At 74.3% G+C, this 14280-nt stretch carries 13 protein-coding genes and 1 tRNA gene; 12 read left to right on the forward strand and 2 right to left on the reverse strand.

Annotated features, from left to right (window positions below):
- The first annotated feature begins 172 nt into the window (after positions 1-172).
- The 11 genes from rplU (at position 173) to ACWPWV_RS13305 (ending at position 8662) form a co-directional block, all read left to right on the forward strand.
- Positions 173-481 carry a 50S ribosomal protein L21 gene (rplU, locus tag ACWPWV_RS13255; RefSeq protein WP_251151886.1) on the forward strand — a complete coding sequence of 103 codons (309 nt, stop codon included), beginning with the start codon at positions 173-175 and terminating at the stop codon, positions 479-481.
- A gap of 83 nt (positions 482-564) precedes the next feature.
- The gene (gene rpmA, locus ACWPWV_RS13260; protein ID WP_454043436.1) at positions 565-822 is read left to right on the forward strand and encodes a 50S ribosomal protein L27; all 258 of its coding nucleotides are present in this window, start codon (positions 565-567) and stop codon (positions 820-822) included.
- Positions 823-959: 137 nt separating this feature from the next.
- A complete protein-coding gene (gene obgE, locus ACWPWV_RS13265) occupies positions 960-2480 on the forward strand; it encodes a GTPase ObgE (protein WP_454043437.1) in 1521 nt (506 codons plus the stop codon).
- A gap of 143 nt (positions 2481-2623) precedes the next feature.
- Entirely contained in the window at positions 2624-3751 is a 1128-nt protein-coding gene (proB, locus tag ACWPWV_RS13270; RefSeq protein WP_454044541.1) for a glutamate 5-kinase, read from the forward strand.
- Between the two features lie 127 nt (positions 3752-3878).
- Positions 3879-5207, forward strand: coding sequence for a glutamate-5-semialdehyde dehydrogenase (locus ACWPWV_RS13275; protein ID WP_454043438.1), 1329 nt, complete (start codon positions 3879-3881; stop codon positions 5205-5207).
- 173 nt (positions 5208-5380) lie between these two features.
- On the forward strand, positions 5381-5536 hold the full coding sequence (locus tag ACWPWV_RS13280; protein ID WP_454043439.1) for a hypothetical protein: 156 nt from the start codon (positions 5381-5383) through the stop codon (positions 5534-5536).
- A 41-nt stretch (positions 5537-5577) separates the two neighbouring features.
- Positions 5578-6183: a nicotinate-nucleotide adenylyltransferase gene (gene nadD / locus ACWPWV_RS13285; protein ID WP_454043440.1), complete on the forward strand. Its 606-nt coding sequence runs from the start codon at positions 5578-5580 to the stop codon at positions 6181-6183.
- The gene (locus tag ACWPWV_RS13290) at positions 6176-7348 is read left to right on the forward strand and encodes a hypothetical protein (RefSeq protein WP_454043441.1); all 1173 of its coding nucleotides are present in this window, start codon (positions 6176-6178) and stop codon (positions 7346-7348) included. The genes nadD and ACWPWV_RS13290 overlap by 8 nt, the downstream gene beginning before the upstream one ends.
- 37 nt (positions 7349-7385) lie before the next feature.
- Complete coding sequence (rsfS, locus tag ACWPWV_RS13295) at positions 7386-7847, forward strand: ribosome silencing factor (RefSeq protein WP_454043442.1); 462 nt, start codon at positions 7386-7388, stop codon at positions 7845-7847.
- On the forward strand, positions 7844-8524 hold the full coding sequence (locus ACWPWV_RS13300; protein ID WP_454043443.1) for a histidine phosphatase family protein: 681 nt from the start codon (positions 7844-7846) through the stop codon (positions 8522-8524). The genes rsfS and ACWPWV_RS13300 overlap by 4 nt, the downstream gene beginning before the upstream one ends.
- A gap of 65 nt (positions 8525-8589) precedes the next feature.
- A tRNA-Ala gene (locus tag ACWPWV_RS13305) sits at positions 8590-8662 on the forward strand.
- Positions 8663-8838: 176 nt separating this feature from the next.
- On the opposite strand, the gene ACWPWV_RS13310 is transcribed toward ACWPWV_RS13305, so the two are convergent.
- A complete protein-coding gene (locus ACWPWV_RS13310; RefSeq protein ID WP_454043444.1) occupies positions 8839-9777 on the reverse strand; it encodes an SH3 domain-containing protein in 939 nt (312 codons plus the stop codon).
- Positions 9778-9978: 201 nt separating this feature from the next.
- Here ACWPWV_RS13310 and ACWPWV_RS13315 point away from each other — a divergent pair, with 201 nt between their 5' ends.
- Complete coding sequence (locus ACWPWV_RS13315; RefSeq protein ID WP_454043445.1) at positions 9979-13686, forward strand: carbohydrate-binding protein; 3708 nt, start codon at positions 9979-9981, stop codon at positions 13684-13686.
- Positions 13687-13793: 107 nt separating this feature from the next.
- Here the strand turns inward: ACWPWV_RS13315 and ACWPWV_RS13320 are convergent, their stop codons facing one another.
- Complete coding sequence (locus ACWPWV_RS13320; RefSeq protein ID WP_454043446.1) at positions 13794-14243, reverse strand: iron chaperone; 450 nt, start codon at positions 14241-14243, stop codon at positions 13794-13796.
- Between the last annotated feature and the right edge of the window lie 37 nt (positions 14244-14280).

Below are 14280 nucleotides of genomic sequence, written 5' to 3' on the forward strand. Positions count from 1 at the left end.
GCCATTTGACCTGCCCGCCGCCGTTCCGTAGTCTTGAACGTCGGCGCGCCCAGGCGCGCCGGTCCCGTGTGCCCACGGACGGTTTCGCACTCGCACGCCGCGGCGTGGTCGAGTTCCCAAGACGTCTCACGCCGTGACGAGCACGCCAAGACTAGGAGAGATGAGCAGCAACGTGGTGTACGCGATCGTCAAGGCCGGTGGCCGCCAGGAAAAGGTCTCAGTCGGCGACATCGTCGTGGTGGACCGGGTGTCCGCCGGCGTCGGTGAGTCCCTCGAGCTGCCCGCCCTCCTGCTGGTGGACGGGGAGAAGGTGACCACCGACGCGGCGAAGCTCGCGAAGGTCAAGGTCACCGCCGAGGTCGTGCGGGACGAGAAGGGTCCGAAGATCACGATCCTGCGGTACAAGAACAAGACCGGTTACCGCCGTCGTCAGGGTCACCGCCAGCAGCTGACCCGCCTCAAGGTCACCGGCATCAAGTGATCTTCGCGGCGTGAGGCAGCGGGCCGAGAGGCCCCGCCGACCGCCGCCCGGCACCCTCCCCCTCGCACGAAAGCAGGTTCGTCATGGCACACAAGAAGGGCGCGAGCTCCTCGCGCAACGGTCGCGACTCGAACGCCCAGCGCCTCGGCGTCAAGCGCTTCGGCGGTCAGGTCGTCAAGTCGGGCGAGATCATCGTCCGCCAGCGCGGCACGCACTTCCACCCCGGTGAGAACGTCGGCCGCGGCAAGGACGACACGCTGTTCGCCCTCGCTGCCGGCGCCGTGCAGTTCGGCACGCGCCGCGGCCGCAAGGTCGTCGACATCGTCGCCGCCGAGGTCTGACGACCACCCAGCACGGCTGAACGCAGGAGGGGCGCACCGATGCGGTGCGCCCCTCCTGCCGTACCACCCGGCTCCACCCCGGCGGTCGACGCCTCCGTCGCCGCCCGCGCTCCGCGCACCTGCGAGAGGATCTGATCATGGCCACGTTCGTCGATCGCGTCGTGCTGCACGTCTCCGGCGGTGACGGTGGCAACGGCTGCGCGTCGGTGCGCCGCGAGAAGTTCAAGCCGCTCGCCGGGCCGGACGGGGGCAACGGCGGCGACGGCGGGACCGTGCGCCTCGTCGTCGACCCCCAGACCACGACGCTCCTCGAGTACCACCACTCGCCGCACCGGCACGCTACCTCCGGCACGCAGGGCATGGGCGACGACCGCGACGGCGCGAACGGCGAGGACCTCGTGCTGCGCGTCCCCGACGGCACCGTGGTCAAGGACACCGACGGCACCGTGCTCGCCGACCTCGTCGGCGCGGGCGCCGAGTACGTGCTCGCGGAGGGCGGTCGCGGCGGGCTCGGCAACGCCGCGCTGTCGTCCCAGCGGCGCAAGGCGCCCGGGTTCGCGCTGCTGGGCGAGCCCGGCGACGAGCGCGACGTCGTGCTCGAGCTGAAGACGATCGCCGACGTGGCCCTCGTGGGCTACCCGAGCGCGGGCAAGTCCTCGCTCGTCGCCGCGATCTCCGCGGCCAAGCCGAAGATCGCGGACTACCCGTTCACGACGCTCGTGCCGAACCTCGGCGTCGTGCAGGCGGGCGGTGCGCGCTACACCGTCGCCGACGTCCCGGGGCTCATCCCCGGCGCGAGCGAGGGCAAGGGCCTCGGCCTGGAGTTCCTGCGCCACATCGAGCGCACCGCCGTGATCGTGCACGTGCTCGACTGCGCGACGCTCGAGCCGGGCCGGGACCCGATCAGCGACCTCGACGTCCTCGAGGCGGAGCTCGCCTCGTACGCGGGCGACCTGGAGATCGAGGGCGGGCGGGTGCCGCTCATGGAGCGTCCTCGCCTCGTCGTGCTCAACAAGATCGACGTGCCCGAGGCGCGAGAGCTCGCGGAGCTCGTCAAGCCCGACCTCGAGGCGCGCGGCCTGCGGGTGCTCGAGATCTCGACGGCGAGCCACGAGGGCCTGCGTGCCCTCACCTACGCGCTCGCCGAGCTCGTCGAGAAGGCCCGTGCCGAGGCGCCGGCCCCCGAGCCGACGCGCGTCGTCCTGCGGCCGCGGGCCGTCGACGAGGCGGGCTTCACCGTCACGCGCAAGGGCGGGGCGACCGACTACTGGTTCCAGGTGCGCGGTGCGAAGCCCGAGCGCTGGGTCCGCCAGACCGACTTCTCGAACGACGAGGCCGTGGGATACCTCGCCGACCGGCTCGCCCGGATCGGCGTCGAGGAGAAGCTGTTCGCCGCGGGCGCCGTCGCCGGCGACGAGGTGCGCATCGGCAGCGACGTCAACGCGGTCGTCTTCGACTGGGAGCCCACGCTCATGACGGGATCCGAGCTGCTCGGTGGCCCGCGCGGGTCCGACAACCGCCTCGACGAGAGCCTGCGCCCGACGCGCACCGAGAAGCGCCGCGAGCACCACGAGCGCATGGACGCCAAGGCCGAGGCCCGCCGCGAGCTGTGGACCGAGCGCCAGGCCGGCACGTGGACGGATCCCGACGCCGACTGACTGCCGTCGCCGGCGGGAGACGGGCGCGGTTCCCCACGCGGAACCAGCCCCTCTCCCGCCCGGCAGGAGCGTCCCGGCGTCCTGCCTCGTGAAATCCGGAGCGCGCTCAGCCGTCCGGCCGCGATGATGGGGCGGTGAACGCCCTGTCCTCCCGGTCCCAGATCGCCACCGCCCACCGCGTCGTCGTGAAGATCGGCTCGTCGTCGCTCACGGGGGCGGACGGGCACCTCGACCTCGCCGCCCTGCGCGCGCTCGTCGACGTCCTCGCGGCCCGGCGCGCGGCCGGCGGCCAGGTCGTGCTCGTCACGTCCGGCGCCATCGCCGCGGGCCTCGGGCCGCTGGGCCTCCCGGCGCGGCCGCGCGACCTCGCCACGGCGCAGGCGACGGCGTCGGTGGGGCAGGGCATGCTCGTCGCCCGCTACACCGAGGCGTTCGCGACGCACGGGCTGCGCGTCGGCCAGGTGCTGCTCACCGCCGAGGACACGGTGCGCCGCGGGCACTACCGCAACGCGCAGCGGTCGCTCGAGCGGCTGCTCGACCTCGGGGTGGTCCCCGTCGTCAACGAGAACGACGCCGTGGCGACCGACGAGATCCGGTTCGGCGACAACGACCGCCTCGCCGCGCTCGTCTCGCACCTCGTGCGGGCCGACGCGATGGTGCTCCTCACCGACGTCGACGGGTTGTACGACGGCCCGCCGTCGCGACCCGGGACGCGCCGCATCGCCGAGGTGCGCTCGCCCGCCGACGTCGAGGGCGTCGAGGTGACGTCGCGGGGGAGCGCGGTCGGGACCGGGGGCATGGTGACCAAGCTGGAGTCCGTGACGATCGCGACCGGGACGGGGATCCCCGTGGTGCTCACCAAGGCCGAGAACGCGGCGGCCGCGCTCGCCGGGGACCCCGTGGGCACGTGGTTCGCGGCGACCGGCAAGCGGACGACCCGCCGCCGGCTCTGGCTCGCGCACGCGGCGCGCACGCGCGGTCGCCTCGTCCTGGACGACGGCGCGGTCCGGGCCGTGCAGGGCGGCCGCGCCTCGCTCCTGCCGGCCGGTGTCACGGCCGTCGAGGGCGAGTTCGACGCCGGCGACCCCGTGGAGCTCGTGGCGTCCGACGGGCGCGTCGTCGCGCGCGGGCTCGTCGCGTTCGAGTCGCGCGACCTCCCGGGGCTGCTGGGCCGCACGACGACCGACCTGCGCGCGGAGCTGGGCGAGGGCTACGACCGCGAGGTCGTGCACCGGGACGACCTCGTCCTCGTGCGCAGGCGGGCCCGCTGACGTGTCCGCTCGTCGCCGGCGGGCCCGCACGACCGCGGGCCCGCACGACCGCGGTCTCGGCGAGCACGGCCGGACGGTCGGCGGACACCGCTCCCGCCACCCGGCCCGCCGGTCGTAGGCTCGGCACATGACGACCATCGAGGACACGTCCGCGACCAGCGGACCCGCTGCCGCCGTCGAGCCCGGGACCACCGACGTCGCCGCCGCCGTCGAGGACGTCGCGCGCCGGGCGAAGACGGCGTCGCGCACGCTCGCGACCGCGAACCGCGCGACGAAGGACGCGGCGCTGCTCGCGCTTGCCGACGCGCTCGTGGCCGCGACGGACGAGATCGTCGCGGCGAACGCCCTCGACCTCGACCGCGGCCGCGCGCGCGGCATGGCCTCGGGTCTCCTCGACCGGCTCGCCCTCACGCCCGAGCGGGTCGCCGCGATCGCGGACGCGCTGCGCGAGCTCGCGGGCCTGCCCGACCCGGTGGGCGAGGTCGTGCGCGGCTCGACGCTCCCGAACGGCCTGCGGCTGCGCCAGCTGCGCGTGCCGATGGGCGTCGTCGGGATGATCTACGAGGCGCGCCCGAACGTCACGGTCGACGCGGCGGGGCTCGCGCTGAAGAGCGGGAACGCGGTGATCCTGCGCGGCGGGTCGGCGGCCGCGAGCTCGAACGAGGTGATCGTCGCGGTGCTCGCGCGCGCGCTGGAGGCACAGGGCCTGCCCGGCGACCTCGTGCAGTCCATCGACGCCCACGGTCGCCCGGGCGCGGTCGCCCTCATGCACGCGCGCGGGCTCGTCGACGTCCTCGTCCCGCGCGGCGGGGCGGACCTCATCCGGACCGTCGTCGAGGAGTCGACGGTCCCGGTCATCGAGACGGGCGTGGGGAACGTGCACGTGTACGTCGACGCGAGCGCGGACCGCGACATGGCGCTCCAGATCCTGCTCAACGCCAAGACCCAGCGCGTGGGGGTGTGCAACGCGGCCGAGACGCTGCTCGTGCACGCCGACGCGGCCGACGACTTCCTGCCCGCCGCGCTCGCGGCGCTGGGTCGCGCAGGAGTCGTCGTCCACGGTGACGAGCGGACGGCGGCCCTCGCGCCCGCGGGCGTCGACGTGCTGCCCGCGACCGACGAGGACTGGGCGACCGAGTACCTCGCGCTCGAGCTCGCGGTCCGCGTGGTCGACGACCTCGACGCGGCGATCGAGCACGTGCGCACGTGGACGTCCGGGCACACCGAGGCGATCGTCACGCGCGACCTGCAGGCGTCCGAGCGGTTCGTCGCCGAGCTCGACTCGGCCGCCATCATGGTGAACGCCTCCACGCGCTTCACGGACGGCGGGCAGCTGGGCCTCGGCGCGGAGATCGGGATCTCGACCCAGAAGCTGCACGCGCGCGGTCCCATGGGCCTCGCCGAGCTCACGACGACGAAATGGGTCGTGCACGGCGACGGTCACGTTCGTCCGTGACGACCGGTGCGTCCGGAAGTACCCGGTACCGTCCGGACCGGTCTCCCACGGGACCGTGAGACACTGGTCGGCGACCGGGGCCCCTCCGGTCGCCCGCAAGCATCCCAGCACGCACCGTCCGGACACGTCCGGACGGTCGACCCCGCCCGGGGACGACTCTCGAGGAGGACGTCGTGATCCCAGCCGTCGTGAAGGCTGCCGAGGAAGGCGCCGAGGCCGCGTCGCACCTGCCCATCCCGCCGATCGCCTTCGGTCTGCTCGCGTTCGGAGGCCTCGTCGCGCTCCTTCTCGTGACCTACGCGTTCCGCAGCGTGGGCACGCGCCACTGACGGGGAGAACGGGATCCCGTGCCGCGTCCGAGGACCGTCCGATGAGCTCGCGCCGACCGCGTCTGGGGGTCATGGGCGGGACGTTCGACCCGATCCACCACGGGCACCTGGTCGCCGCGAGCGAGGCGGCGGCGCGGTTCGACCTCGACGAGGTCGTCTTCGTCCCCACGGGGAACCCGTCGTTCAAGCAGCACCAGAAGGTCAGCCCCGCCGAGCACCGGTATCTCATGACGGTGATCGCCACCGCGTCGAACCCTCGCTTCACGGTGAGCCGGGTCGACGTCGACCGGCCGGGCCTGACCTTCACCGTGGACACGCTGCGCGACCTGCGCGACGCGCGACCGGACGCCGAGCTCTTCTTCATCTCGGGCGCTGACGCCATCGAGCAGATCCTGACCTGGAAGGATGCCGACGAGCTGTGGAAGATGGCACACTTCGTGGCTGTCACGCGCCCCGACCACCCGCTGAGCGTCGACGGCCTGCCTCCGGGCGTCGTCACGACGCTCGAGGTGCCGGCCCTCGCCATCTCATCGACGGACTGCCGCCGACGTGCTCAGGCGGGCCAGCCGGTGTGGTACCTGGTGCCGGACGGCGTGGTCCAGTACATCGCCAAGCACGGTTTGTATCGAGGTCAGCACGATGAGTGACAACGGCAGCAACATGCAGCCCGTCCGCCCCCTCACGCGGCGCGAGATCCGTGAGCGCGAGCAGGCGGCCGCAGCACAGCGCGCGGCGCAGGCGGGCGGTACCGCACCGGAGCCCTCCGCCACGGGAGCGACCTCGCAGTGGACGCCTGCGCAACCGGCTCGCCCGGCCGCCGCGCCCACGCCGCCGCCGTCGCGGCGCACCCTGCGCGAGACGACAGGGCCGACGGAGCACCCGTCCCAGCCCTCCGTCGTCCGGCCGCCCGCGGCGTCCGGTGGCATGCGTGGCCTCGACGAGACGGGCCGTCTGACGCCGGTCCAGGAGACCGCGGAGCGCGTGATGATCCGCCCGCCGGCTCCGACGCCGGCCGTCCCGACCCGGACGAGCTCGCGACCGCCGGCCGGCGCCCCGCGCCCGGCCGTGCCCGGTGCGAGCGGTCCCGTCCGTCCGCCGACGCCGACGGGCGACCCCTTCTCGACCTCGTCGGGCCGGACCCCGGCACCCGGGACGCCCGCGCCGAGCCCGTTCGGGCAGCGGGTCACGCCCGCGCCCGCGCCCGCGCCGAACCTGCCCCCGACGAGCCAGCCGCAGCGCATGTCCGCGTTCGCGAGCTCGACGGCCGCGACGACGACACCGCGCAGCGCGGAGCCGCCGTCCGCGACCCCCTGGGGGGCGACGCAGGTGCAGCCCGCCGCGCGCGAGCCGGCCGAGGCGCCGCCCGCGCGGCCGTCGACGCCGCCCCCCGCGGAGCCCTCGGGGTCGGCGCTGCCGTGGGCGGCGATCACCTCGGGCGACGCGCCGGAGCCTGCCCGCCCCGTCGAGAAGCCCGTGTCGCCGTTCGGGACCACCTCGGGCTCGCCCGCGGCGGTAGCACCCGCGGCGTCGGCCCCCGGCGGCGACGACCTCTTCCCGCGCGTGCACGGCCGGTCGGTGGAGAGCGCCGACGACGAGGCCGAGGACGACGTCGAGCCGCGCGGCCCGTCCTACACCTGGCTGCACTACCTCATCCTCGTGGCGGTCGCCTTCGTGCTGGGCCTGCTCGTGTGGGAGCTCATCTCCCGTGACGACACCGCCCCGGCCGTCGACGACGCGGCGGCCGTGATCGAGACCGTCGAGCCGGCGGACCCGGCGTGGGCGCCCGACGGCGCCCTCGGCACCGTCCGCTGACCTGCCCCACCCCACACCACCGACGAACGGACACCACGTGACTGCCACCGAACGGGCCGTCGAGCTCGCCGTCACCGCGGCGCGCGCAGCGTCGGACCGCAAGGCCGAGGAGATCATCGCGCTCGACGTGAGCGAGCAGCTCGTCCTCACGGACGTGTTCCTCATCGCGTCGGGGACGAACGAGCGCCAGGTCTCCGCCATCGTCGACGCGGTCGAGGAGGCGATGTTCAAGGCCGGCTCGAAGCCGATCCGCCGCGAGGGCAAGCAGGAGGCCCGCTGGGTGCTCCTCGACTTCGGTGACGTCGTCGTGCACGTGCAGCACGCGGAGGACCGGGTCTACTACGCGCTCGAGCGGCTCTGGAAGGACTGCCCGCTGATCGAGCTGCCCGAGGACGCCCGCGGCGGCGACGGGGCGGTCGACGCGGCCGACGACACCACGGGCGGGAGCCGGTCCGAGGACGACGGGGCGATCCGCCTCTCGGACGAGCCGCTCGCGTGACAGCGGGCACCGTCGTCCTCCTGCGCCACGCGCGCACGGCGTTCAACGCCGCGCTGCGGCTGCAGGGGCAGTCCGACGTCCCGCTCGACGACGTCGGGCGGTGGCAGGCCGAGCAGGGCGCCAAGGCTCTCGCGACCGCGCACCGTGCCACGCGCGTCGTGACGTCCGACCTCGGTCGCGCTGCCGACACGGCCCGCGCGTACGGCGCGGCCGTCGGCGTGGAGCCGGTGTTCGACGCCCGGCTGCGCGAGCGCGGCTTCGGCGAGTGGGAGGGCCTCACGGGCGACGAGATCGCCGAGCGCTGGCCCGAGCAGCACGCCGCGTGGCGGGCGGGCGAGGAGCCGACGCGCGCCGGGGCGGAGGCGAAGGTCGACGTCGCGGCGCGCATGCTCGCCGCGGTGACGGAGCACGCGGACGCGCTCGACCGCGACGACACGCTCGTCGTCGTCTCCCACGGCGCAGCGATCACGCTCGCCGTGACGGCCCTGCTCGGGCTCGACCCGGCGGGCTGGCGGGGGATCAGCGGACTGCACAACGTGCACTGGTCCCACCTGCACCGGTCCGGACCCGCGGCGGTGCCGGCGTGGCGCCTCGTCGCGCACAACGTCGGCGCGGGGTTCCCGCTGGACGAGTGGAACGCGGGACCGGATTGGAACTTGGAGCCCGTTTCTGCGTAGACTAGCGACGCTCCGCGGGACGGGAACCGTCCGGAGGAGCGTCGTACCTGGACCTTCGGGTCCTCGGGGCTGTGGCGCAGCTGGTAGCGCACCTGCATGGCATGCAGGGGGTCAGGGGTTCGAGTCCCCTCAGCTCCACCGACGAAGAGACGCGGGACATCCGAGAGATGTCCCGCGTCTTTCACGTTCTGCGCTCTTCCTCGGGCGCTCCGGCCGTGCGGCACTCCCGTCGCGCCTCGTGACCTGACTGACCGGCCACCTGAGCGACCGGCCGCCGGCCCGCCGGTCGTCGGGCAGCTCTCAGGGCGCGGTCGTCACGAGGTGCTGACGTGCACGTGGTCGTAGTGGTTCGCGGTGACGCCGCCGCGGTCCTCCATCGCTCGCCAGGCACCCGCGGGGTCGCCCGCCATCCACATCTGCTGCTGGTAGATGACGTAGGTCACGCCGAGGGAGCCGGCGTTCGCCTGGACGTAGCGGGCGATGTCCCAGCCGAGGTCGCCGCTGATCATGACGTCGACCGCGCGGCCCGTGCCGTGGTCGCCGCTGTCGCCCGGTCGCACGCCGCCGTAGGCCGACACCTGCGGGAACGCCGCGCACACCGAGCGGTAGACCGCGATCGCGTTGCTCCGCAGGCCCGACTCGATCTCCGGGTTGACGCCGCACGCGGCGCCCGACGGTCCTGCCGGGGCGGCCGGTGCCGCCTGCGGCTCGGTCTCGGACAGGAAGCGCGAGCTGACCCAGGCCACGGCGCCCTCCCAGACGACCTGGCTCCAGTCGCCCTCGACGGCTCCGGTCACGTCGACGACCGTCGCGGACGGCGCGGTCGTGACCTGTGCGGCGTCGACGGACGGCCCGGTCCGGACGTTGACGGCGTCCGTGGTCCAGAGCTGGCCCGTGACGGCCGGGAGGGGTTCGGGCGCGGGAGCCGCAGCCGGTTCGGGCGCCGCGTCGGGGGCCGGGACGACCGACGGGACGGGGGCCGGCGTCGGAGCTGCGGCGCCGGCTGCCTGGGTGGCCGACGCCGCCTCCTGGAGCGTGTCGAGCAGCACGCGCGCGGAGGACCGGCTGGCGGCGACCTGGGAGCGGTCCGCGACCGGCTCGGCGCTCAGGGGTGCGAGCTCGGTGCTCTCGGCGGACGGCTGCGGTCCCGAGCCGAGGACTCCGGCTCCGAGCAGCGTGACGAGCGCGAGGGCCGGCAGCCGGTAGGACCGCGAGGGTGCGGCGGGTGCTGCGCTGTGGCGGCCACGGGACACGGGCGCTCCAGGGATCGGTGGACGGGACCGCGCCAGTGTAACCAAAACGTTATGGAAGTCGTCACCCCCGCCACGGAAGGCCTGCTTCGGCGGCAGCGGTGGCGACGTCTTGACGCGGGCCGCACCGTGCGGCTACGGTGCGGGAAACCGGTTTCTCGCGTGCTCACCGCAGATCAGGCGCGCATCTCGACGAGGAGATCCATGTCACCGATCGGGCGGACCCTCCGCACGTCGCTCGCGGTCGTGGTCGCGGCGGCACTCACCCTGACGTCGACGGTCACGGCCGCCGCCGTCGGACCGACGACCGCGCTGGACGCGAGCGACCTCGCGCCGGGCGACTACGCCACGGTCGTCGGCACGGGCACCGACTTCGCGATCCACGCCACCGAGGCCAAGAAGGTCACCGTCGACGCGACGGACCGCGTCTCCGACCGGGGGGACGTCTACTCCCAGCGCATCAAGCTCAACGGGTCCGGCAGCGCCGAGGCCCGGTCCCTGCACTTCACCGTCGACCCCGCGGACGTGCCCACCCAGGTCGTCGTCAACGCCCGCAGCAGCGGCGCCGGCGAACGCGCGCTCGCCCTCTACGGGGCGGCCGGGGAGGTCGCCCGGGTGCCTGCGCCCGCCGACGACGAGACGGTGCCCGTCGCGACCGCGACGATCGACGTCACCGCGCCCGGCGACTACTACCTCGCGTCCCCGAGCTCCGGCGTGAACGTGTTCGCCGTCCAGCTCGGCCCCGTGGACCTCGGCGACCGCGCGCCGTGGGCCGACGTCGCGGCCCCGACCGTCGACTCCGTCGCCGTCGACCCGGCCGACCCGGGCACGCTGCTCGTGGGCTACACGGGCCTGCTCGGCCCCGACGGCGGCGACGTCGCCCACGCCTCGCTCCACGACCCGACCGGCGCCGTCGTCGACCGGGCCCTGGCCGTGGCCGACGGCCCGACCGGGACCGTCGCGCTGACGCCGCCGCGGTCGGGCGACTACGAGGTCGAGCTCTCGATCACGCGCTACGGCGAGGACGCGCCGCTGACCTCGGCCCGAGCCGTGCACGCCGGCTTCTCGCTCCCGCTCGTCGGTCCGGAGATCGCCTCCGCCCTGACCACCGCCGTCTCCGGAGGCCGGGGAACCGTCACCACGGAGTGGTCCGCGACCCCCGAGGCCGAGGGCTACTCCGTCCAGGTCAGCGACGACGGCGCCACGTGGGTCACCGCGGTCGACCGGGTCGTCGGCACCACGGCGGACGTGACCGGGCTCGCCACCGGCACGACCTACCAGCTCCGCGCCGTCGCCCACCGCGGCGCCGAGTCCGCCGTGGGCGAGCCGTTCGAGGTCGTCGTCGCCACCGCCGTCGAACGCTGGAAGATCGCCGACATCGGCTCCAACGCCGGTTCGGGCGGCCAGGTGGTCGAGAACGCGGACGGCACCATCACCTTCGACGCGCGCGCCAGCTCGACGAAGCTCGCCTCGTCCGAGGACGGGTTCCAGTACTTCTACACCGAGATCGACCCGACGACGGAGAACTTCACGCTCACCGCGACGTTCCACGTGGACGACGCCGCGGCGAAGGACAACCAGTCCGGGTTCGGCGTGCTGGCGGTCGACACCCTCGTGCCCGGGGAGTCCGCGGCCCGCTACTTCAACTCCGCCGGCGCGCTGGTCACGCGGTACGGCGAGGGCACGGGGACGGTGCGCGACGGCACGCCCGGCGCGCGGTTCGTGCACGGCTACACCGGAGCGCCCGACGACAGCTCCGCGGGGACGCGGGACACCTCGGACGCCGAGGTCTTCGACGAGACCTGGCGGGCGGACGTCACCGGTCCGAAGTTCGCCACCGGCGACGTCCTCGAGCTCTCGCTGCGCAGGTCCAACACCGGGTTCCACGCGGTGTGGGAGCGCGACGGCGAGACGCTGGAGGTCATCCAGTACGACCCCCAGATGCTGCTGCAGCAGGACCCGGACCGCTTCTACGTCGGGATGGCGGTCGCCCGCAAGATCCAGGTGACCGTCACCGACTGGGACTTCACCACGATCCACCCCGACGACGACGAGCCGGCCCAGGAGCCCCCGACCGAGTACGTCCCGGCCGAGCTCGCCGTCGACATCACCTCGACGACGCCGGAGCGCAGCCTCGAGGTCCCGCTGGTGTCCACCATGTACGGCACCGGGCAGATCCTCGACGCGGCGGGCGAGGTCGTGGTCGACGGCATCGAGCTCGTGCCCGGCGAGCGCGCCCTGGCGACCGTCGCCCTGGAGGACGGCGTCAACGAGCTCACCGCCCGGCTGCTGCCCGACGCCGAGCAGCCGCACCTCGGGGAGCGCGAGGAGATCGAGTCCACCGACGCGGTCGACGTGCCCCTGACCGTCACCGTCGAGCGGTTCGGCGAGCCGGGGCAGTCGATCTGGGTCGCGCCGGACGGCTCGGCCGACGGCACCGGCACGCGGGCCGACCCGCTCGACCTCCACACCGCGGTCGGGTTCGCGCAGGCCGGGCAGCAGATCGTCCTGACCGACGGCGTCTACACCCCGACGCGCAGGATCGTCGCGGAGCGGGGCCGTGACGGCACCCCCGGCGCGCCGATCACGCTGCTGTCGGAGCCCGGCACGCGCGCGACGCTGGACCTGTCGCAGTCGCCCGACGGCGGCCTCGTCCTGCGCGGCGACTGGTGGCACGTCTACGACCTCGAGATCACCGGGTCGCGCGACAAGGCGAAGCCGATGCTCGTCGAGGGCCACCACAACGTGGTGGAGCGGGTCGAGTCGCACCACAACGCCGACACCGGCATCCAGATCTCGGGCCGCAGCACCGAGCCGGCGTCGATGTGGCCGTCGCACAACCTCGTCGTCTCCTCCGTGGCGCACAACAACGCCGACGCCGGGGGCAACGACGCGGACGGCTTCGCCGCGAAGCTCACGGTCGGGGAGGGCAACGTGTTCCGGCACAGCATCGCCCACCACAACATCGACGACGGCTGGGACCTGTACGCGAAGTCGACCACGGGTCCGATCGGGACGGTGGTCGTCGAGGACTCCGTCGCGTACGACAACGGTCGGCTCGAGGCCGACCCCTCGCGGACCGGGGAGGGCAACGGGTTCAAGCTCGGCGGCGAGTCGATCCCGGGGGACCACCTGCTGCGCCGCTCGATCAGCTACGGGAACCTCGCCACGGGCGTGACGTCGAACTCCGGGCCCGACGTCCGGCTCGACGGCGTCACGTCCGTCGCGAACGACCGCGGCGTCCGCCTGGAGACCAACGCGCCGTCGACCGCCTACGAGGCCCGCGGCGTCGTCTCGTGGCAGCACCCGGCCGTGGACGTGCTCGCCCTGAAGCAGGCCGACACGTCGCTGCTCACCGACCCGTCGAACCACTGGAACCTCGGCGGTGGCTCCGCGGTGGACGCCTCGTGGTTCGTCTCGCTCGACGTCGACGGCGTGCGACCCGTGATCGCCGCCGACGGCTCGGTCGACATGTCGGGGCTGCTGGAGCTCACCGACGCCGCGCCGTCGGGCACGGGCGCCCGGTTCGCCCCCGTCACGGAGCCGACGGTCATCGAGCTGATGCCGGAGGTCGCTGCCGCCGAGCCGGGCCCGAACCCGTGGTACGCCGGCGCGGTGTACCAGCGCGGCGACGTGGTGCAGCACGACGGCATCGCCTACGAGGCGCGGTGGTGGACCCGCGGCCAGGAGCCGGGCACGTCGTGGTTCGGTCCGTGGGCCGAGGTCGGTCCGGCGACCGGAGCACCCGTGGTGGCCGCGTGCGCCGCGCCGTGGGACGCGTCCACGGTCTACCACGGCGGCGAGCTGGTGGCGCACGACGGCGTCAACCACCGCGCCCAGTGGTGGACCCGGGGGCAGGAGCCCGGCGCGAACGCCTGGGGACCCTGGTCGGCCGTCGGGCCGTGCGCCTGAGCGCGGCCGCGCGCGGCCCTCGGTCACGCTGAGCGGCAGCGGCCGAGGATGCCCGTCGACGGGCCGGGACAGCACGTGCGCTGTCCCGGCCCGCTCGCCCCGGAGTCTCAGCCGGCCGCCGTGCGCACGAGCCGGGCGATCTCCTGCTCGGTCGCCGCGGTCATCCCGGCAAGGGCGTACGAGGTGGGCCACATCGTGCCGTCGTCCAGCCGGGCGTCCTCCTGGAACCCGAGCGTCGCGTACCGCGTGCCGAACTTCTCGGCCGCCTGGAAGAAGCACACGATCGGGCCCGGCTTCCTCCCCACGCCGGGCAGGGCGTAGGCCGGCTGCCCGTACCAGGTGCGGGGGACCAGGTGCGGGGCCTCGGCCCGCACGATCGCGTGGACGGCCTCGGCGAGAGCCCGGTCGGCGTCCGACATCTCGGCGATCTTCGCGAGCACCGCGGCCTCGCCGTCGGTCGCCGCCTTCAGCTCCTTGGCGCGCTCCTTCATCGCGGCCCGCTCCTCGGCGGTGAACCCCTCGTAGCTCGTCGTGGCAGCCTTCTTCGTGCCCGTCATCGGACGCTCCTTCTCGGTCGGTCGGTCTGTTCGATGT

It is taken from the genome of Cellulosimicrobium sp. Marseille-Q8652, assembly GCF_965112045.1.